The sequence below is a fragment of the Enterococcus sp. LJL128 genome (genome assembly GCF_056924295.1).
Genome location: NZ_JBXPBP010000001.1, coordinates 141,039 through 162,646 on the forward strand (window position 1 = coordinate 141,039; position 21,608 = coordinate 162,646).

General features: G+C 37.7%; 20 protein-coding genes. 2 read left to right on the forward strand and 18 right to left on the reverse strand.

Features of this window, described 5'->3' with window-relative positions; all coding sequences use genetic code 11:
* The first annotated feature begins 12 nt into the window (after positions 1 to 12).
* Positions 13 to 1,329, forward strand: coding sequence for a PTS sugar transporter subunit IIC (locus tag AC1Z3K_RS00685; RefSeq protein ID WP_461731495.1), 1,317 nt, complete (start codon positions 13 to 15; stop codon positions 1,327 to 1,329).
* A 24-nt stretch (positions 1,330 to 1,353) separates the two neighbouring features.
* Positions 1,354 to 1,590 (forward strand): hypothetical protein, encoded by a 237-nt coding sequence (locus tag AC1Z3K_RS00690; protein WP_461731496.1) that lies wholly within the window; start codon positions 1,354 to 1,356, stop codon positions 1,588 to 1,590.
* Between the two features lie 182 nt (positions 1,591 to 1,772).
* Here AC1Z3K_RS00690 and AC1Z3K_RS00695 read toward each other — a convergent pair whose 3' ends face one another.
* The 18 genes from AC1Z3K_RS00695 to AC1Z3K_RS00780 all read right to left on the reverse strand — a co-directional run bounded on the left by AC1Z3K_RS00695 (position 1,773) and on the right by AC1Z3K_RS00780 (position 21,467).
* On the reverse strand, positions 1,773 to 1,913 hold the full coding sequence (locus tag AC1Z3K_RS00695; RefSeq protein WP_461731497.1) for a hypothetical protein: 141 nt from the start codon (positions 1,911 to 1,913) through the stop codon (positions 1,773 to 1,775).
* Between the two features lie 86 nt (positions 1,914 to 1,999).
* A complete protein-coding gene (locus AC1Z3K_RS00700) occupies positions 2,000 to 2,407 on the reverse strand; it encodes a YbaN family protein (RefSeq protein WP_426082967.1) in 408 nt (135 codons plus the stop codon).
* A 201-nt stretch (positions 2,408 to 2,608) separates the two neighbouring features.
* A complete protein-coding gene (locus AC1Z3K_RS00705; RefSeq protein ID WP_461731498.1) occupies positions 2,609 to 3,634 on the reverse strand; it encodes a glycosyltransferase family 4 protein in 1,026 nt (341 codons plus the stop codon).
* Position 3,635: 1 nt separating this feature from the next.
* A complete protein-coding gene (locus AC1Z3K_RS00710; protein WP_461731499.1) occupies positions 3,636 to 3,935 on the reverse strand; it encodes a hypothetical protein in 300 nt (99 codons plus the stop codon).
* 487 nt (positions 3,936 to 4,422) lie between these two features.
* On the reverse strand, positions 4,423 to 5,298 hold the full coding sequence (locus AC1Z3K_RS00715; RefSeq protein ID WP_461731500.1) for a hypothetical protein: 876 nt from the start codon (positions 5,296 to 5,298) through the stop codon (positions 4,423 to 4,425).
* 323 nt (positions 5,299 to 5,621) lie between these two features.
* Positions 5,622 to 7,463, reverse strand: coding sequence for an ABC transporter ATP-binding protein (locus AC1Z3K_RS00720; RefSeq protein ID WP_461731501.1), 1,842 nt, complete (start codon positions 7,461 to 7,463; stop codon positions 5,622 to 5,624).
* A gap of 15 nt (positions 7,464 to 7,478) precedes the next feature.
* Positions 7,479 to 9,860, reverse strand: a complete 2,382-nt coding sequence (locus AC1Z3K_RS00725) for an ABC transporter ATP-binding protein (protein WP_426082960.1) — start codon at positions 9,858 to 9,860, stop codon at positions 7,479 to 7,481.
* A complete protein-coding gene (locus tag AC1Z3K_RS00730) occupies positions 9,860 to 10,306 on the reverse strand; it encodes a MarR family winged helix-turn-helix transcriptional regulator (RefSeq protein ID WP_426082958.1) in 447 nt (148 codons plus the stop codon). The genes AC1Z3K_RS00725 and AC1Z3K_RS00730 overlap by 1 nt, the downstream gene beginning before the upstream one ends.
* A gap of 476 nt (positions 10,307 to 10,782) precedes the next feature.
* On the reverse strand, positions 10,783 to 12,072 hold the full coding sequence (locus AC1Z3K_RS00735) for a S8 family serine peptidase (RefSeq protein WP_461731502.1): 1,290 nt from the start codon (positions 12,070 to 12,072) through the stop codon (positions 10,783 to 10,785).
* Between the two features lie 488 nt (positions 12,073 to 12,560).
* Positions 12,561 to 13,049, reverse strand: a complete 489-nt coding sequence (locus tag AC1Z3K_RS00740; protein ID WP_461731503.1) for an arginine repressor — start codon at positions 13,047 to 13,049, stop codon at positions 12,561 to 12,563.
* A 48-nt stretch (positions 13,050 to 13,097) separates the two neighbouring features.
* Complete coding sequence (locus AC1Z3K_RS00745) at positions 13,098 to 14,546, reverse strand: YfcC family protein (RefSeq protein WP_426082953.1); 1,449 nt, start codon at positions 14,544 to 14,546, stop codon at positions 13,098 to 13,100.
* A 105-nt stretch (positions 14,547 to 14,651) separates the two neighbouring features.
* Positions 14,652 to 15,347, reverse strand: coding sequence for a Crp/Fnr family transcriptional regulator (locus AC1Z3K_RS00750; protein WP_461731504.1), 696 nt, complete (start codon positions 15,345 to 15,347; stop codon positions 14,652 to 14,654).
* A 46-nt stretch (positions 15,348 to 15,393) separates the two neighbouring features.
* Positions 15,394 to 16,335 carry a carbamate kinase gene (gene arcC / locus AC1Z3K_RS00755; protein ID WP_461731505.1) on the reverse strand — a complete coding sequence of 314 codons (942 nt, stop codon included), beginning with the start codon at positions 16,333 to 16,335 and terminating at the stop codon, positions 15,394 to 15,396.
* Positions 16,336 to 16,354: 19 nt separating this feature from the next.
* On the reverse strand, positions 16,355 to 17,374 hold the full coding sequence (gene argF / locus AC1Z3K_RS00760) for an ornithine carbamoyltransferase (RefSeq protein WP_426082948.1): 1,020 nt from the start codon (positions 17,372 to 17,374) through the stop codon (positions 16,355 to 16,357).
* A gap of 16 nt (positions 17,375 to 17,390) precedes the next feature.
* Positions 17,391 to 18,614 (reverse strand): arginine deiminase, encoded by a 1,224-nt coding sequence (arcA, locus tag AC1Z3K_RS00765; protein WP_461731506.1) that lies wholly within the window; start codon positions 18,612 to 18,614, stop codon positions 17,391 to 17,393.
* A gap of 677 nt (positions 18,615 to 19,291) precedes the next feature.
* A complete protein-coding gene (locus AC1Z3K_RS00770; RefSeq protein WP_461731507.1) occupies positions 19,292 to 20,014 on the reverse strand; it encodes a hypothetical protein in 723 nt (240 codons plus the stop codon).
* Positions 20,015 to 20,662: 648 nt separating this feature from the next.
* Positions 20,663 to 21,283: a Fic/DOC family protein gene (locus tag AC1Z3K_RS00775; RefSeq protein WP_461731508.1), complete on the reverse strand. Its 621-nt coding sequence runs from the start codon at positions 21,281 to 21,283 to the stop codon at positions 20,663 to 20,665.
* Complete coding sequence (locus tag AC1Z3K_RS00780; protein ID WP_461731509.1) at positions 21,276 to 21,467, reverse strand: hypothetical protein; 192 nt, start codon at positions 21,465 to 21,467, stop codon at positions 21,276 to 21,278. The genes AC1Z3K_RS00775 and AC1Z3K_RS00780 overlap by 8 nt, the downstream gene beginning before the upstream one ends.
* Between the last annotated feature and the right edge of the window lie 141 nt (positions 21,468 to 21,608).

Genomic DNA, 21,608 nt, shown 5'->3' on the forward strand with positions numbered 1-21,608 from the left:
GAGTGATTTCTAATGATGAAAATGTTTGATAATCTTGCAACAAGGCTGCTGCCAATTGCGAACGCGATTGGCAATCAGCGTCATCTGCAGGCGATTCGAAATGGACTGATTTCAATTCTTCCATTAACAATCGTCGGCTCATTCTTTACAATATTACTGAATCTGCCAATTGAGGGCTACTCGGACATGATTGCTCCGTATCTGCAGGCTCTGGACGTTCCTTTCCGCTTTACCGTGGGGCTGATGTCTCTATATGCCTCGTTTACAATCGGTGCATTTCTAGGCAGCACTTACAAGCTGGATAAAATCACCAGCGGCTTTCTATCGATGTTGGCAACTTTACTGATGGTTGTCCCGATAAATCTTCAAGAAGGGGTCGATACAGTTGGAAATGCTGTAACCGCCGGCAGGTACATCCCTATCACGCCTTTGGGCTCTCAAGGACTCTTTGGTGCAATTGTAGCAGCACTTATTTCAGTAGAAATCTACCGGTTTACAAAAGAAAAAAATCTGGAAATCAAAATGCCGGCAGGCGTACCGCCAGTTGTTGGAGAATCCTTTGCGGCACTTTTACCAACCCTAGTAGTTATTTTATTATTTTGGATTCCAAGACACTTCTTTAATTTCAATTTAAATGAGCTGCTAAGCTTAGCCATTTCACCGCTGAAAGGCTTTTTAACAGGAAACAATTTATTCGGCGGAATTATTACTCAATTTATGATTTGTCTTTTCTGGGCATTGGGAATTCACGGTCACGCAGTTTTAGGTCCAGTCATTCGCCCATTCTGGGATCAAGCAATCATTGAAAATGCCGAGCTATTTCAAAATGGTACTGATGCTTTCCATTTGCCAAACATTTTTACCGAGCAGTTTTATCAGTGGTATGCACAAATGGGTGGTACCGGCGCTACGCTAGCCTTGGTTGTTTTATTCCTCTTCTCACGCTCTAAATATTTAAAACAGCTGGGAAGACTGTCTATCCTGCCGGGAATATTTAATATCAATGAGCCTGTGATTTTCGGTGCGCCAATTGTAATGAATCCACTGCTTGCGATTCCTTTTATCTTAGTGCCGATTGCAAATACGATTCTTGTTTATATCGTTACCGTTTTAGGCTGGATGCCAAAAATGATGGTCAAGCCGCCTTTCTCAATCCCAGCCCCTCTCGGAGCATTAATCACCTCCAACTGGAACTGGGTCGCCTGTGTCATGGTGTTTGTCTGCTTCATCGTCTCCCTTTTAATTTACTATCCGTTTTTCAAAGCGTTTGAAAAAATGCAGGTGGAGCAGGAAACGGCTGCTGAAGAGCGCGCTGTTGAAGAGCAATAGCCTACTGTGTAAGGAGTAAAAGCTATGAATTATTTTCTATATATGCTAGTCATTTTAGTAACACATTACATTGCTGAAAACTATCTAAAGAAAATGACAGTTTCTTTTATGAAGCTTTTAGGGCTTATTTTCCTTATCCTATTAGCTTTGGCCATAATCAGTACAGTTATTCATAGCATTGTGCCGATTATTTTAGGAACGTTAATCAGTGCTGTATTACTACAAACGGTTTACTTGAAACGAACAGTACTAAAAAAATAAAGAAGTGTGCGCCTGTCGAATGGACAAGCGCACACTTTTATTACTGAATAAGTAATAACTAAGAATAGTTTATTTCAGCTTTCATTCGTTTAGACATTATTTCCACCTACTATTACCTGCCTCTTTTGTTCTATACATCAGCACCATAACATCATTACAAAGCAATTTCCATAAGTTTGGTTTTATTGCTTGAAGCTGACACCTTCTGCTCCAAGCTCTTCCTCAATCAGATTCAACCGGCCCTGCTTCAGCTCATATTGTTGGTTGGCAACGGCCAAGGTTGTTGCACGATGTAAAACCAGCAACACGGTTTTATTCTTCATTCCAGCCTGCAGTGTTCTCAAAATTGCCTGTTTGTTCACGTAATCCAAATTACTGATTGGCTCATCCTGTATAACAAAACAGACGTTTATCGATCATTAATATCACCAATCTCAATAGAACTATTCAGCCGCTGTTTCTTTCCCTTTAGATACCAGCTCAATCCAATCACATGGATAACATAAATTGCTGCCATTGTCATTCGCATGATTAGATTATCAACTAAAAGACAAGGAATTAAAAAGACAATAAAAATAACTAAAAACATTTTTATCATATTTGGTGTAGAGATATTCTTATCAAGAATCGGGTCTTTCACATATCTCCGGTATTTCTCTGACTGAATAAATTTGCTGTAAAGCTTTTCCGAGCTCCTCAGCCATAAAAAACCTGTCAAAAGATAAAAAACAGTTGTTGGTAAAAAAGGTAGAAAAATCCCCAGTGTGCCTAAGGCGAAAGAAATAGCTCCCAGCCCAATAAATAGATATTTTTTCATTTTATTTCTTCGTATCCTCTCTGCTTATCGCAACTGTTGAGACTCTGACTGTTTTCTACAGAAAGCTTCGTATGCGAAACATTGCTGTTCAGCTAACAAACAGCAACTAAGAAATAATGCATTTCTAACAGTCCTTTTGCTAAGTATAGCACAAAAAGATCGCAGTAAGAATGATTATCATTATTTAAAAATAGAGTTATTTTAACGAACCAGATACTTGTAAAATGCCATCCATTCTTTGACGATATTTACTTCTGAATATTTTTTTGAAGCCTCTATTGATTTCTCCTGATAAATCTGAATTTTTTCGGTTAAGCCTACTCGATCCTTTAATTGCCGATTCATATCATCAAAATCTGCAGCCTTCATGTAGAAGCCCTCGAGAATCCCTGCATACAGCTCCAAATCTCTTAACATCACAGGAACCCCACAGTTGAAGGCTTCTAAAATACTCATTGGAAATAATTCTGCATAAGACGGCAGTAAAAAAAGATCTGCGCTATTATAATAACTGTTCATTTCAGTACGAGGAACAATGCCTGGGAAGTATAAATTAACAGGTGGTTTTTCTACAATTTGTTTGTAGACACCATACCCATCCGTCATTCTTCCAAAAGAAAAGCCGCCGGCCCAAACAAATTGAAGAGTCGGATTTTCCTCAGCAAGCTTTATAAAGTCAGCCATTCCTTTTCTGGATTGAATTTGTCCCGCACCAAGTATGATGAAATCCTTTGCGGTAAAGCCTAGCTCTGCTTTTATTTTTGTACGTTCTTCTATGTCTACTATTTTGTAAAACGCTTTTGAATTAACAAAATTAGGGATGTATTTAATTGAATCCCCGTTAAATCCCAGTACCTCCAGCTTTTGAATAAACTCAGGATTGACTACGACTAAAATATCCATTCTGCGATAGAACCACAGAAGATAGCGTACAAACAATACTTTTAACGGCCAGACCAATTTTAAGCTCCCCTCCAGGGTTTCAGGAATAAAATGAACATGCCCAACCTGAACACCTCGTTTCTTTTTTTGAAAGGTCGCCAGAAAAAACAGCGGATTAATTGTATGATAATGAGAGATATCTGATTTGGAATATTTATTAATATGTATATCAAAGTCATCGGAAAATAGCTTTTTCCACATTTGAATTAAATCTTCATAGGCACTCCCGACCCCTTGCCCCTGCACAGTGTCCGCTTTTGAAAACATCGCGATTTTAATTGTCATCTCAAATATCCTCCCTTAATAAATAAATCAAATCTAATTTGGATAAAATTAAGAAGATGCGAGTCATGATTTTATCCCTTGAAGCAGAACCAATTTGCATAATTATATTTTCAATTGGATAGCCAGCTGTCTTAAGGAAATCAAGCTTTTCCTGATCTGTTTCCATGATTTCATTTTCTTCAAAAAGATTTGAATATTTGCCTTGATTCTCACTTGTTTTCGGGTACTGCCGCTGCAAATAAGTATTTAATTTCGTTATTGAAATTTTTACATGATCTACATCAAAAAAACTGACTTTCATTCTCTAACCGCTCCTGTTCCCATACTCACCTCTTTTACTAGTAAAAACAAAGCAAGCTGAAAAGAAGTGAAAAAATGATTTTACTAAAGCCTCAGCCACCGCTGATACCATATACAGATTTATATCAGCTTTTAGGCTAATTAAAGCTTATCAGTTAATTCTTACCAAACTCTTGCAGAAATCTTGCCTGTTCCTGACAAAATGGTCATCAAATACTGGTTTTCTTTTTTAGAGAAAATAGCAGCAGGGATTTTGATTAAGCACAATCAAAATCCCTGCTGCTATTTAAAATAATCTTATTTTATACAAATAAAGCTTAACTGCCTTTGATAAAGATCCTAGTTTTCTCATAAGCCAGTTGCGTCAAGACTTTACCGCTGTGTTCCTTTTACTTGGAGGTCCCAGAGCACTTATTGAACACAAAGCATTAAACCTAGATTAACTAACTTGTATCTTTAAGCTTGACACTTTTCTCACGACTTCAGCTTTACTCCCAAATAATTGGAATTCTTAAATCGGCAATATAATAGTGTCCACGAGGCTGAATTTGAATCCAAATATCCAAATATTCTGTGCCTGGCTCAATATTCTCCCATTTCATCCGATCTGATTTCTTCGTCATTTCAGAATTTTGGTCAAAAGATGGGTTATTTGAATATCCGCTCCATTCTTCTCCATCAAAGTGATGGGAAAGTATAATAGGCAGTGTGGTTTCATAGTCATTATTCTCTTCACTTAGATAGATGGTTGGCAAGCTTCCGGCTGTTTCGATGCCTACTGATTCCAATGAAGCAATTTCATCTAATGCTGATATATCAAGCAATGGAAGCTTCTCTTTCACATCCTCTATGCCATTCATATTTCCGCTGACGTAATATAAGTCTTTCAATTCTGTCCAACCCTTTAATACATTCAAGTCTTTAATCCCATGAGTATAGCCTAAATCAGCAAATTGATCCTCTAAAGATAAAGACTTCACGCCTTGCATTTCTTTTAAGGGAGTTACATCAATTAGAGGAGCATTAATTTGAAGACTTTCAGCTGAAATATACTCAATTCCTTCTAAGCTTGAGCTTTTTGGTTTGACTTCATTGACATCAATGCTAAAAGAATCAAAAACATCCGACGTTTCTAGTAGTCGTTTAGGTAAATAGTGATAATTAGAAAAATTGTACACCTCTTCTTGAGTAATTATTTCATTGCCTTCGGGATCTCCTGCTTCTAAAACAGACAATACACTGTTCTTTACATCCTCATTTGGAATAGAAACATACGTCTCATTTGCTGTACCAGCTACTCCAAGCCCAACCGTAAATAATGCAACTGCTGCCGCACTACTGAAAAACACTTTTTTCATATTCATTTTATCAATCCTTTCTTTTATCTAAGATAAGCGTACCACACTTATTACATGAAATAAATTCCAAAAATTGTAATTTTATGATATTTTTTTGAAAAAATAATCATTATCATTTTAATTAATAAATAATGTACATAAAAAAAGGGGCTGTGACATTAGTATGCCTCAGTCCCTTAAACCCGGATAAACGGTGTTTCAGAAGTAACTTCTTCGACAATAAGGCGGAAATTCGCAAAAATTTGTAGAACAGTTTCCGGAATTTCCGCCTTATTGCTTGAAGCTGAACACTTCTGTCACAACCTCCTCAAATAATGAATCCATTATATTTATTCAGCTAATTCTTCAAACTGTGAGTTATAAAGTGATGCGTAGTAGCCGCCTTCGGCTAATAGCTCATCATGTGTTCCTTGTTCTTTAATATCCCCATCCTGCATGTAAAGAATTTTATCAGCATCTTTAATTGTTGAGAGACGATGGGCAATAACAAAGGAGGTCCGACCAGCCATCAAGTTATTCATCGCTTCTTGAATCAGCCCTTCTGTCCGAGTATCAACAGAGGAGGTCGCTTCATCAAGAATCAGAATCGGCTTATCAGCTAAAATTGCCCGGGCAATCGTCAGCAGCTGCTTTTGCCCTTGAGAAATATTGGAAGATTCTTCATTCAATTCCATATTATAACCGCCAGGCAATGTTTGAATAAAGTGATGAACATGGGCAGCTCTTGCTGCAGCATACACTTCTTCATCCGTTGCGTCTAAGCGACCATAGCGAAGATTTTCCATAATGGTTCCTTTAAATAACCAAGTATCCTGCAACACCATCCCGATATTTTTCCGTAAGTCAGCCCGATTGAAGTCCTTAATATTGTAACCATCAATCTTAATCGCTCCGGAGTTTACATCGTAAAAGCGCATCAGCAGCTTAACCATAGTTGTCTTACCTGCTCCTGTTGGCCCAACAATCGCAACAGTTTGTCCCGGTTTCACATGAGAAGTAAAATCATGAATGATGATTTTATCATCAGTATAACCAAAATGAACATGTTCAAAGTCAACCATACCCTTGGCTTTCTCAAGCTTAACAGGGTTTTCAGCAAACTGCGCTTCTTCATCCTCACCAAGGAATTCGAAAACACGCTCTGCCGCTGCCGCCATTGACTGCAGCATATTAGAGACCTGTGCCAGCTGAGCAATTGGCTGTGTCAGGTTACGTACGTATTGGATAAAGGCCTGAATGTCCCCTACTGTAATCGAGCCGTTATAAGCCATAATTCCGCCAAAAATAGCAACTGCTACATAACCCAAGTTACCGACGAAGTTCATAATCGGCTGCATTAACCCAGAAAGAAACTGAGATTTCCACGCTGATTTAAACAGTACATCGTTTTGTTCCTTGAACTCATTCAAAGAATTTTCTTCATCGTTAAACAAACGTACAATGTTGTAGCCGCCGATTGTTTCTTCTACTTTCCCGTTGATAACACCAAGATATTCCTGTTGTGTCTTAAAGTATTTTTGAGAATTTTTCACAACAATCATAATCAGGATAAAGGAGATAGGTACAATCAGAATAGAAATTCCTGTCATCTGCACAGAAATCGACAGCATCATTACGATAACCCCGATAATAGTAAAGGTTGAGGTAATCAACTGCGTGATTGACTGGTTCAGTGACTGACCAAGTGTATCTACGTCATTCGTAATCCGCGACAATACTTCACCGGTAGTCCGGCTTTCAAAGTAGTTCATTGGCATACGATCGATTTTTTCAGAAATTTCTTTACGCATGCGGTACGTAATTTTTTGCGAAATCGTTGACATGATCCATCCTTGAATAATTCCAAAAAGGGCTGCAACGAGGTAAAGACCTAACATAAAGATCAGGATACCGCCGATTTTTTCAAAGTCAATACCGCCAGTACCTTGATATTTCTTAATGAGACCATTGAACAGCTCAGTGATGGCCTTTGATAAAATTTTTGGACCCCAGATATTAAAAACAGTTGAGGCGATTGCAAAAATGATTACAAAGAATACAGGAATTTTATAGGCACCAATATAGGAAACCAGTTTCTTTATTGTTCCTTTGAAATCCTTTGCTTTTTCTACTGGAGCAATCTGTCCAGGACCGCCGCCGCGACGAGGGCGGTTTTGTTTTTCTTCTGCCATTATTCTTGCTCCTCCTTACTCAGCTTCTTCGATGCCTAATTCAGCATTGCTTAATTGTGACTGGGCAATTTCCTGATAGACTTTCGATTTCTTCATTAATTCATCATGCGTTCCCTGATCCATAACCCGTCCTTCATCAAGCACAATAATATTATCTGCATGAAGAATAGTAGAAATCTTTTGGGCAACAATGATTTGTGTCGCATCTTTAATGTTTTCAGACAAGGCCTTACGCAATGCCACATCTGTTTTATTATCAAGTGCAGAGAATGAATCATCAAAAATCAGGATCTTAGGATTTTTGGCTAAAGCACGAGCAATTGAAAGACGTTGCTTTTGTCCTCCGGAAACATTCGTTCCACCCTGAGAAATTTCCCGCGTGTAGCCTTTTTCATTAGAGTCAATAAACTCTTCTGCCTGTGCAATTTTAGCAGCTTTTCTCATCTGATCATCTGAAATGTCAGCATCACCGAATTTAATATTGGAGGCGATATCTCCTGAGAACAGAATGCCTTTTTGGGGAACAAAGCCCATAATTTCATGCAGCTTATGCAGGCTCAGCTCACGAATATCAATACCATCAATGGTAATTCGTCCGCCTGTCACATCAAAAAGACGTGGAATCAGATTAACAATTGTCGATTTACCGGAACCAGTTGAGCCAATTAAGGCCGTTGTCTGACCAGGCTTAGCCGTAAAGTTAATATGGTGAAGAACGTCTTCATCAGCGTCGCCGTAACGGAACTGAACGCCTTCAAATTTCACTTCTCCTTTAAAGTCATGATCATCTTTTGGTTTTTCCGGATCTTTAATGGTTGGAACTGTTTCAAGCACTTCTTCCACACGGCCAGCGGCAACATTGGCACGAGGTAGAATAATGGAAACCATTGACAGCATCATAAACGCCATAACAATCATCATTGTATACGTGATAAAGGCCATCATGTCACCAACCTGAAGCTGCCCATTATCCATATTATGTCCGCCGACCCAAACAATCAGCACGGAGATACCATTCATCATCAGCATCATTACCGGCATCATGATTGACATAGAGCGGTTAACAAATAATTGTGTTTTCATCAAATCAGTATTGGCAACATCAAACCGTTTCTCTTCATATTTTTCACGAGAAAAGGCACGAATAACTGGTAGTCCAGTAATAATTTCACGGGAGACCAAGTTGACTCTATCAACTAAATTCTGCAATGCTTTAAACTTAGGCATAGTAAACAGTAATAAAGTCAGCACCAGAACTAAAACAGCCACGACGGCGACGCCGACGATCCAGCCCATACCAGTTCCAGTTTTGTACACTTCATAAATCCCGCCAATCCCTAGAATTGGTGCATACAAGACCATTCTCATAATCATTACAATACCCATCTGCATTTGCTGAATGTCATTGGTATTACGTGTAATTAATGAGGCTGGTGAGAATTTTTCCATTTCAGTATTTGAAAACTGCAGTGTACGTTCATACTGACCGACACGCAAATTTCGACCTACAGAAGCAGCAACTAATGAAGCAATCAGACCAACAATAATCGCAGCAACTGCTGAAATAAGTGTTAAGCCAATCATTTTTGAACCGGTCTTAATCATGTAATCAGTTTGAATCTGTTGTGTGTCCATATCCAAGGCTTTGTATTCAGCTAAGGTTAATTGAATCCCCACTGTTTTCATTGAATCTGCACCTAAGTCACCAAGACTGTCCTTTGTTTCTTGACGAGCTGCTTCAACTTTAGCAGGAATTTCGTCTGTTGCTGTCTTGATTGAATCTGCTAAGCTTTGTGCGTCTGCTCCTTTTGCTTGTGCCTGTTCTGCTAAGCTTTGTGCTTGAGCCGCACTTGCAGCCGCAGTCGCCGGATCTGTTGCAGCCGCAGCTGCTTCTCCTGATGCCTTTGCTTGTTCACCTAAACTAGCCGCCTCTTCACCAAGTGTCTTTGCCTTGGCAGCATCCTCGGAGATTGCGGTGTACGCTTCAATGACTGATTTCGCTCCAGCAGCCTCTGAAGAGTCCTTCGCTTGTGTTGAAGCAAGCATCATCATCGGCAGATTAAAAATATTGCCCAGCTTTTCTTTCGTCATGCCATCTTGAAGCTTTAATTTGTAGACTTCGACTTCTTTGCCGTCAATTTTTTGCTTTGTCAGCGTATAGTTGTCTTCAATTGTTTGTTTTTCATCTTCGGTCATGAACATCTCGATTCCCTGAAGCGTTGTTTTTCTAATTTTTTCAGGGGTAGAATATTCAAGCCCTCCTTGCTGAATACCGACATCAACAATTTCTGATGTTAGGTTTGGTAAGCTCAAATCACTATAAGCCTGTACGACTAAAAGCGCAACGACTGCGATGACGGCATACCAGTATTTTGTAAGATGCTTAAAAATCTTCACTATTGGTCACCTTCCTCTTCCAGAGATAATTTTCGGGAGTATTCGACAAATTTTGCAGTCAGCTCAATGAACTTTTTCGTATCTTCTTCTCCCATTTGTAAAAATATTTTAATGATTTTATCGCGCATCTCTTTTTTCTCTGCATGTGCTGCCTTTTTGCCACAGTCTGTCAACGTCACATTGATTCGACGGCGGTCTTCTGGATCCATCGTCCGAACAATCAGTTTCTTCTTTTCTAAGCTGCCCAAGACAACTGCAATACGAGCACTAGACAGATTCAGCGATTCAGCAATAAACTTCGGACTGGTTGGCTCGCCAATACGGTCAAGTAATTTGATCACAATGTTTTCACCCTTATTACTCTTTTCTATTTTACTGAATGCACCATCACGATTTTGAAGCATCAAACGAACAAGCTCTTGTTCGGCTTCTTCTGCGAATGTCATAGGTCTCCTCCCTTTCCAAAATAATTACTTCATTTATCAATTGCTAACACTGTTAGTAACTAATGCTGTTTGATATTAACGCAGATAGCAGTCGAAGTCAACACAATTGCTTCAAATTTAAAAATGAATGCGTTTTACTTAAGAAATAATAAAAAAACGCAGAAACTGCTTGTAATACTTTTTAATTTTAGTTATTTAATCTGCAAAAAATTACTAAGTTAGGCTTAACAACTATACTAAATAATCAAATAAGACGTTATTCTCTTTTTCAAGTACTGTATGCAGAAGCAATAGAGATGAGGCATCAGTTTGCCTCATCCCTTGAAACTCCTATTGCAATGTCCTTACAAGTTTTCATGTATTGAAAAGTACAGGCTGCTATGCATGGCTTTTGATTAATACCTGCTTGATTTTTAGGCTACAGCTTGTGACGCACTATTTATCCTTATCAGCCAGTAAAGCCTCATTGAATTGAGCTATCTGCTGATTGTATCCTGTACTTTCAGCTTTTCAATCAGCTTGGTGGGATTGAGCAGATATTTTATTTGAAAAGATGCTCCATTATTATCAACTATCAGTGAATCAGCGGTTTCTACTGCTGTCTCTAAAAACAATTCCGGCGTTATAGCTGGATTAACCTGACAGGCTAACGCATATACACCAGCTAGATAAGGAATCGTCCAGCTCAAGCCCCCAACAGGATCGTACTGATAGTTAACCGCCCCATTAGTTCCTGCATAAGTTCGTCCATCCATGGGAACAAAGAGATAGTTTTGATAGTCTTCCGCGTCTTCTTTCATCCACGAACCAACAGAGTAGCTAGCAAGCTCATCAGGATCGCCCATTGCTGTTTTTCCTAACCCAGCCAGTCCTACGTCATAATCATTTAGAAGTGTTGCCGTCACTACAAAGATTCCTTTATCCTTGGCTTTCTTTACCGCAGCGTGAAACTCTTTGTACCCATCATCTAGTTTATTAAAACCGCGAGAAATAGAAATTACACGTATTTTTTCTTTCTCAGAAAGAGTTTCATTCAGTTCAAGAAATCGCTGGATAGCTTCAGCGTAATAGCGATAAGTAATTCCTCTAGAGTAATCGATTCCCTTCGAATCTTGCCCCCGCGCCCATAACATAGTTCCAAGATTATCTGATAATGCAGAAGCAATAAAGTACAGGTCTGAACTTGGCGATACTCCTGTCGTTTCTCCCACTGCTAATGAAGCAACTGCAGCGCCATGCATTTCAGGTATTTTTGACAGTGCATGAATTTCTTCATAATGTTTTAACTTGCTTTTATACTCACTATGCTCTGTATACAATGTCTGGTCGATGATTCCTATTGACACACCTGCACCTGTAATTCCTGCTTCATGAAGAGCTCGAATACTCAATCCAGGATTTTTTCCATTTTCAAATACAATATCTGGATTATACTCCTGAGGCAAGACAGTCGGCCAGATAGTTTCATTAGAAAACATCCCATGCTCCAGTTCAAGTAGCTTTCCTTCTAGATTAAGCTCTGATAGGTCCTTTGAGCGAAAGTCAAGCTGAACAGGTTCAGCAGCAGTTTCATCGTATCTAGGAAGCTTGGTCAGTTTTTCTACATTCTGCTGATTTGCTTCAACTCTTCTGGCAATATCAATATCTGTGCCTGCAGTTCTTGTAGTTACTGGTTGAATCCAGAATACATAAATTGCCAGTAGTGCTACTGCTGCGGCAATTAAAATTGGGATAGCCAGCAGGATTTTTTTGATTTTCTTAGCCATAATGATTCCTCCTATTTATATAGAAACAATTTTTCAGTTCTTAGCCAGATGCAACATTTTTTTATAATCCCTCTATTATAGTTCTACATAGCTCTGACTTTGACATGGGATTTCTTTCTTATCCTCTACTTAAAGTCTATCAAGCAAACCTTGCTAAACACTTACTGGAGACTTACAGAACTCTGAATATTCTTGCCACTGGCTAGTACCCCTTCAATTTTTATTGAAAAACGACAAAGATACACTCCTGACCTGAGTGCTCACAACCATTGCTAGTTAAAAACCTCTGAATCATGTGTATAAACAAAGAAGCGAATTTTAATTGGCTAAGCTCAAAAGTACCCATATTTGCAGCAGTACCTCCCCGCACTTTCTCATAACAAAAAAGAGCCTTGAAACATACTATTCCCCAAAATTAGAAACACATCCAACGTTCGGAAACACTACAAATCAAGCTCTTTTTTATGTTTATACTTATTATTATCCTGTTACTTATTAAGATACTTATTCAATTTAGAGCAAAAAGTATCAGAATCTTCATCTGAGCGAGTAACGACAATTAGGGTATCGTAGCCCGCAACGGTAGCAACAACCTCTGAAAATTTTATCTCATCCATATAATTGGCGATAATATCAGCACCATTTGGATATGTGCGAATAATCACAATAAATTTTACTTTTTCAATTGATTTTGTATAATCCTTCATGCTCTTTTTAAGCTTTTGATCCAATTCTGAATCGCCTTTTTCAACAGCTAAAAGGGTTAACTTCTTCTTTCCATCCTTTGTATAGGATTTTACAATATTCAATTCCTTCATATCTCTTGAAATAGTCGCCTGAGTAAAGGTAAAGCCCTTGCTTTTAAGACAATCCAACAGCTCGTCCTGTGTTTCAATCTCATTTTCAACAATTATTTTTTTAATAATTTTGTGGCGATCAATTTTCCTCATATTAATGTTCACCTGCTTTATCTTCATAATCACTCCGGAAATTAACATTTGGCCAATTCCCGGAGCTTTTCTTATTTACAGAAGCAGCATTGCCGCAATTAAAATCAGTAAGTTGCTGACCCCAATCACAATGAGCGGTTTAAACATAAACTTCGTCCAGGTAGAATAGTTCACCTTGGATATTTCAAGTCCGCCCATTACAACTCCGGAAGTCGGTGTAATTAAGTTAACTAATCCACAGCCGGCTGTAAAGATCATAATCATTACGTTTGGATTCAGCCCAATATTATGAGCTAACGCACCCATTACCGGAATAGATACATATGCCAGTCCTGAAGTAGAAGGAATCAGGAATGACAGGAACAGATACAGAATGTAGGCTCCAATTACAAACAGCACTGGAGACAATCCCTGCAGCAGTCCTGCAGATTTATCCAGAATAAACAGATCCAAATGTGTAACCTGCATCAAAACAGATGCTCCTCTGGCAACGACGATAATCAGAACAACAGATAAAATATCCTTCACGCCATCAATAAAGGTAGCAATAATTTCCCTTTCAGAGAAACGCTGAATCAACGCGACAACCAGACTGATGATGAAGAACCACATAGCTAAATCTCCAAAATACCAGTCACCAAAGTTTTCTCCTGTTAGGAAGGAAGTCCAGCCGTCAAAAATCGTAATGCCGAATGACCCCCATGGAATGAGAGAGATAACCATCACTGCGAATGAAAAAGCGAAAACAGATAGAATGGCTTTATGCTTACCAGTAAACTCCAACTCCTGTGAGCCAGTTTTCGCGAAGGATTCTTCCATATCCTCTTGTTCCTGCAGACTCAGTATAGTGGAGCCCTTATCTGCTTTTACCTTTTTAGCATAGCTCATCACACAATAGATACAGTAAGCCGTCGTTACCAGCCATAAAACAAATCCGATACCTAAGACAATTCCTGTATTTGGTGTAATTCCCACGCTTTTAAGGGCATCCATCGCAACACCTGTGGCAAATGGATTCACTGTGGACCCGATTACCCCTGCGCCAGCTCCCAGCATAACCGTTCCTATTGAAACAATCGTATCAAAGCCCGAGGCGACCATTGTTACTGCGAGAAGCGTATAGAATGGAATCGTTTCTTCCGCCATCCCATAAGTTGAACCGCCGATAGAAAACAGAATCATTAAAATGGGAATCAAGATTAACTCATTGCCCTTTAGCTTACGGACAATATGCTGAATTCCTGCTTCTAAAGCACCTGTTTTGTTAATAATGTTTAGAAATCCGCCTAAGATTAAAATGAAGACACAGATATCAATCGCATCTCTAAATCCGTTAAACGGAGACATCACTAAATCTGAAAGCTTTGCTCCCACAACACTGCTAACCTCTTCCGTCCCTCCTGAGGGGATTGTCGGTGAAAATGACTGTCCGGAAAAAATCCATGAGGCAATGGTTAAAAGAATAAGAATGATGAACAGAATACTAAAGGATGAAATGGATTTTTTTTCTTTCTTCTTTGTCATAGTTCGCTCCTATATAAAAGAGCTCCATAGAAAAACATTCTTTCGAACTTCAAACTTGAATTAGAGCTCTTTTCATACTTTTCCTTTCTATTTGAGTCAGTCAACTCATTTTCCCAATGTAAAATAGTCTTTATCCAGAAAAACAAATTGTTTGTACTCATATGTTATTTTTCTTTTCTTAACTAATTCTCTAATGGTTTGACCAACTGTTTCTCTCGTCGTGCCGCTGTATTTCGAAATATCATTAATCAGGATGGGATAGGGGATGACCAGTTTGTCATCCTCCCATCTCCCCAAATCCTCGACTAAAATAGATAAGGTGTTTTTCACGCGTTGTTTTGCTTTAGAAGTAATACAGTATTGAATTCTTCTTAGCTGTTTTTCAAGGAGGATTGTTAAATCGACAGTGAAAAGCTGCATTTGTCTGATATCCATTTGAAGGACTTTTTCAAAAATACTAGATGGAATGTAGCACACCTCAATATCTGTTGCGGCAACAGCAGAAAAATAGTATTTCTCTGATTCAAACATACCCAGCAATGGAAATAGTTTCTTTTCACTGATAATCTCCAGGAAATTGTATGAAGCACTGTCGTCTAATCGTTCAATCCGAACCAATCCTTTGTTTAAGAAAAAGATTCTGTCTCGTCTATCACCTGCATCAAAAAGAACCTGACCTTTTTTATACGAGCGGCAATACATATTCTCAACCAGGAGTTCATGATTTTCTTCGTCTAAAGCTGAGAAATAAGGATACGCATTAATTATTAACATCTTAGAAGACCGATCATTTTGTTCCATAAGAATCACTCCAAAAAACTATTTTCACGCTGGTCTATTGATTGACTCAAAAGACGATTTCTGTCCCCACGCCCTCTTCATTAATAGTTGCAAGCATTTCTAAAGAAGTAATGACTGCTTTGCCTCCTGGCCGCGCTTTCACATATTGGACAGCCGCTTCAACCTTCGGCAGCATGCTTCCTGGAGCAAAGTGTCCTTCCTTCATATATTGTTCTGCTTCAGCCACGGTAACTTTATTCAGCCACTTTTCATTTTCCTTCCCATAGTTCAAGGCAATTTGATCGACGCCTGTCAAAATGATAAACACATCCGCATCAATTAGTTCAGCTAATTTTTCAGAAGCAAAATCCTTATCAATAACAGCCTCAACTCCTCTCGACGTTTGCCGTTCAATTGGAATACCGCCGCCGCCTGCACAAATTGTAATTATGTCATTATTTATCAGTGTATTTATGCTATACTGCTCTTGGATGGATATTGGTTTTGGACTAGGTACAACCTTGCGCCAGCCGCGACCAGCATCCTCTTTATAAACAGCTCCAGTTGCTTTTTCCATCGCTTGAGCTTGTTCATGTGTAAGGAATGGACCAATTGGTTTGCTTGGATTTTTGAAAGCGTCATCTTCTTTATCGACGATGACCTGAGTAATAATCGTCGCAACTTCTTTTTCCAGATTTGCGTTTCTAATTTCTCTTTCTAATGCATTCTGTAACCAGAAGCCAATACTTCCCTGTGTCATTGCCACACAAGTGTCTAATGGCATTGCGGGATTTTTTTCAGAGTCAGATGCCTGTTGTTGCAGCAGCAGGTTGCCGACCTGAGGTCCATTCCCATGTGAGATAATCAGCTGAACATCTGACTGAATCAGCTTAACCAAGTGTTTGGAAGTCATTTCCAATGCTTCCTGTTGGGCTTTGGCGCTAGCGTCCTTAGAAAGGATTGCGTTACCACCCAAAGCTATGAGTAGTCGTTTTTTCTGTTGAGTCAAACTTTGTACTCCTTTCTGCCTACGCTTTTGGAATGAACAGATTTCCTAAAGTCGCTGCCATGATTGCTTTAATTGAGTGCATCCGGTTTTCAGCCTCTTCAAACTGTCTGCCATATTTACTCCGGAAAACTTCATCTGTAATTTCCATTTCATCAATACCGAATTTCTCTTTAATCATTTTTCCATAGCTTGTATTCGTATCATGGAATGCAGGTAAGCAGTGAAGTACAATCAAGTCACCTTCGGTATTGCCAGTTGCTTTTACCATATCCATATTGATTTGGTAATCCTTCAGCATGCTGACACGCTCTTCAAACTTGTCTTCTTCACCCATTGAAACCCATACATCCGTATAAAGAACATTTGCACCCTTCACACCTTCAGCAACATCATCTGTAATCATTAGCTTGCTGCCGGATTTTGCTGCAAAGTTTTCTGCATAATCAACCACTGATTTTTCTGGATGAAGCTCTTTCGGTGCACAAATGCGAACATTCACGCCTAAGATTGCTCCTGTAACCAACAAACTGTTTGCCATGTTGTTGCGGCCATCACCAACATATACCAAGGTAATTCCATCCAATGTTTTGAAGTTTTCTTTAATTGTCATGAAATCCGCAATCATCTGTGTTGGATGCCATTCATCTGTCAGACCATTCCATACAGGAACTCCTGAATATTTTGCCAAGTCTTCAACGACCTGCTGACTGAATCCGCGGAATTCAATACCATCAAACATACTGCCTAAAACCTTCGCAGTATCTTCAACTGATTCTTTCTTACCCAGCTGAATATCATTTGCTCCCAGAAATTCTGGATGCGCGCCTAAATCTATTGAAGCTGTTGTAAAAGCTGCTCTTGTACGAGTAGATGTTTTTTCAAAAAGCAATGCAATATTTTTTCCTTCAAGATACCTATGAGGAATATTTCTCTTTTTTAAGTCTTTCAAATGAATAGAGAAGTCAATTAAATATTCCAGCTCTTCTTTTGTAAAATCTTTTTCTGCCAATAGGCTTCTTCCTTGAAAAATTGATGTCATTTTTTTTCCTCCTAATTTAAATATCTTCTCTGACAAACGGCATACTCATACAACGTGGACCGCCACGACCGCGAACCAGCTCGCTACCCGGAATATAATTCAACTTCACACCAGCTTCTTCTAATCGTTTATTGGTAATCACATTACGGTCATAAACTACTACTTCTCCTGGAGCAATTGTCAATGTGTTAGAACCATCATTCCACTGTTCTCTGGCAGCTGCCGTAATATCTCCGCCGCCGCAGCGAATCAGTTCAACAGCCGGCAAATCCAGATAGCGGCATAGAATATGTTCCAATGTGTCTTTTTCCTCAACGATTTTTATCTCGCCGTTTTCCTTTGAAATCGAGTAAACGATTAAATCTCCTTCAATTTCCGGATGAATTGTGAACTTGTCATAATCCACCATTGTAAACACTGTATCCAAATGCATGAACTTTCTTTCTTCACCAATATTGAAAGCCAGTACATGCTCAAAGCTTTTTTCGCTTTCAAAAATATTACGTGCCAGCCGTTCGATGGAAACCACATCTGTTCTTTGTGAAATACCCACTGCTAATACTTTGCTTGATAGAACCAGCTCGTCGCCGCCTTCAATCCGTGTACTATCTTCACGGTTGTAAAGCAAGTCAACTGGATTATCCTTAAACATTGGATGATATTTGAAAATGTATTTGCCGTATAGGGTTTCTCTCCGCCTCGTTTCTGAATACATCTTATTTAGGGAAACACTATGACCGATGGTTGCGAATGGATCTCTGGTAAAGTAGAGATTCGGCATCGGGTCAATAAAGAATGGGTAGTGGTCATCAACAAGGCCTGTTAATGAAGTAGATTGAATTTTTGATAACTGATTTTTCTTTAAGCCTGCCATCGATTGATCAATCAGTTCACGATTAGAATCAAGCGACAGGAAATATTCTTTAATTGCTTGCTTAATATTGGCATCCTTAATATTCGCTTCATTCAAATATTCTGTCAGGAACTGGTCTTTAATCTCCTCAGAAGTCAGCGACTCTGCTGCTAAATCCTCTAGATATAATACATCAACACCTTTTGACCGCAGTGTATCAGCGAAAAAGTCATGCTCCTTTCTTGCCTGTTCTAAAAATGGAATGTCATCAAAAAGCAAACGTTCCAGATGATCAGGCATCAAATTTTCTAACTCCTTACCTGGTCTGTGAAGCATTACCTGCTTCAGCTTGCCAATTTCTGAAAAAACGTTAATAGCCTTTTCCATAAATGAAAGCCTCCCTTTATTCTTTTGTACACCCTCATGCTAACAAAAAATAAAGCGCTTTCAAAGCAGCTTTCACTCATTACAAATGTAGATTTCTTCTCATTATGCAAAACTTCTGCATATATGCATTCTTTTAGATAAAATTGCATGAATGCATTTTAGAATTTCATATAAATTCAATAAAAAAGAAAAATAAGTTTTTTCTAATGTTAGAAAATGGTTTAAATTAATAAAGAGAGCCAGAAAACGGAGTAAAATGAGGCTCTATCAAAAAACAAAATAGAACAGAAAAAAATGGTTAAAACGTTTTGTATTAAATGATTTATCAAATTAAAATAACTAAATAAACAACAAATAAACACGGTTTTTTCATACTGTATTTAGATTAAAAAATAATGAGTAACGGATTTTTTTGAAGCAAGAATAGTTCTATTTGAAAGAAATACCTCTTAATATAAACTTAAGATTTAGCAGAGCAAGAGAGACGAAATTTGGATTGCTAAAATAGCAGCATTCATTTTCCTGTGAAATCGTTAAAATAAAAAACCACTAAATCGTCTTGTGATCGATTTAGTGGTTGAATAATTCAGCTCCCATCATTTAAATGAATATTGATAAGTAGTTTTATTTTTTCATAAATTGATGTTGGCTTGAAATTACTTTGTAAAAATAATAATCTACTTCTCAAATATATTTAGAACCTGCTTACTTAAATTCCAATATTTTTGGGATAATTGGTGTAGAATTTCTTCAGTATTCCATTCAGAATCAATAAAAGTCAGTTTGTTAATCATTTTAAATTCACAAGCTTCCCTTATCTCATCATGTTCCCTTTCTGGCGCAATTACTGCTACAATTTGTCTATAATCAAAATTGTAATCTCCTTTCATTCGCCATTCTCTTTGCCATTGAAAATCATTAGCTGAACTAACATGATTAACTAAACAGCCAAACGTAGGAAAACTTTTATTTTCTTCTGGCTTTGCTTTCCAATTCTTAAATTGATCCCAAAAAGAGCTAGTTAAATTCGTATTTTGCTTCCTTACATAAATAACAGGATTTACACCATAACCACTTTTTAAACAACAAACATCTTTTAAAAAAATTAATCCATAAGGCTCGAATCTCCGATCGTTATGTTCAAGCGTTTTAACAACTATTTTCAACCTATCTAAAGGCGTCTCTGTAAAACACGTCACACTGAAGTCTTTTTGAAATTGTTCTGACATATCTACTAATCCTTTGTTAAACATACAACAATACTTAGATGAGTTTATTTTTTTATCTTTTAAAATTGAAATTAAATTTTCTTTTGCATTGCCATTCTTAGTATCTCTAGTTAAATGAGTTAGAAATTTAGAAATATCCGTTCTATCTGTCAAATCGACTATCTTTTCCAACGTAAATCCCCCTTAAAATTTTCTATTCATTAGTATAGTACCATTTTTCTCTTCCTATAAAAAGATTTATTACAATTAGAATGGCTGTTCATCAAGTAAACTAACAATCCAAGCATGAAACATTCGATTTATAGTTATAAATTTATGCCTATGTGACAAATACGAGTAAGAAAAACACATCGAATAAATTAGCAAAATACTCTTATTTTCAAACTTGGTATAAAAATCAGCATACGTTTCAATCCTAGGTAAAACAAAAAACAGAAACGCCTTAACTAAAGCATTTCTTATCTCTCTTTATTAATTATCCTACCGAACCTTCCAATTGGTTCAAGTCTTACTTGAGTATTCGATTATCCGCTAATATCAAGGGTTTTAGGCATTTTTAGTTAATTTAAATCCGCATGAATCTGTTCCTATTCGAATCGATTCGAGGTCAAAATCAAGGCCACTAAAATTTAAAGCTAGGCATTGCGATTTTTTATGAATCCTATTTTAAATAGTTATTCTTAGATGAACTTGATTAATTCTGTTAATACAAGAATTCAGTCTGGATAATAGTCATCATTCTACTAAAAACTCTATCAGAAAAGGTTTAATTAGCTACAGCAACTAAAAAAAAGAGCGATTATATCACGGCGGATATAGTCACTCCTCAATTTTTTCCAACAATGAACTGATTAACTGATTTAACGCTTTTACATCAGAATAAACCGTTCCATCCATATATTGCTTGTAAACCTCATCTTCTCCATCAACATTTATCAACAGCTCATATCCCTTTGCTAAAGCCAAAACTCTTATGACTTCACGCTGTGTTCTGCCGTTTCCTTCTCTATAAGGATGCATATAGTTCAAATTATCCAAAATTACTGCTAATTTAGCTGATATCTGACCTACATCATGTGCATTATCATAATAATCATTAAATAAAGAATCCATATACTGTTCACCAGTAGCAAAAGACTGCATTGCCATAAACGCTTTTCCTTGCTTAGAAATATTCACCTTTCGATAATCCCCAGCCCACTCATACAACTCTGAAAAGAGCATAAAATGAATTTTACATACATCCTTCATTGAATACACTAAAATAGGTGAAAGGTAAAGATCTAAAGCCTTTGTTCTAACCAGTTGATATTCTCTTTTCATCAGTTCTTCATATTCTCTAATATTAAATTTGTTTCTTAATACAGCGGATTTTGGATAGGTATATTCATTATCAGGATCATCATAATAGTAAGCTTCATATAAATCAAATTTATTCATGAATTTTCTCTTGGCTCTTTCGCATGATATACTGCTTCATTTCTTCTACATCCTGCTTTTCAGGCTCCCAGCCTTCAATCATATTCGTACTCAATGCGTACCAAACACCCTTGAACTCTTTTAGAGAGTCAAACTGGACACCCATAATTGTTCGTTTAGATTTATCTATGCTTAGATTTGTCATGAGCATCACTTCCTCTTTATTAGTTTCTTACCTTTATTATATCTCATTTTGACTGAAATTTCAGTAATGAGGAATTGAGCAATACCAAAAGAAAAGGCACTGATAATTAAAAGCTAGGAATTGAAATTTTGATCAGTTCTG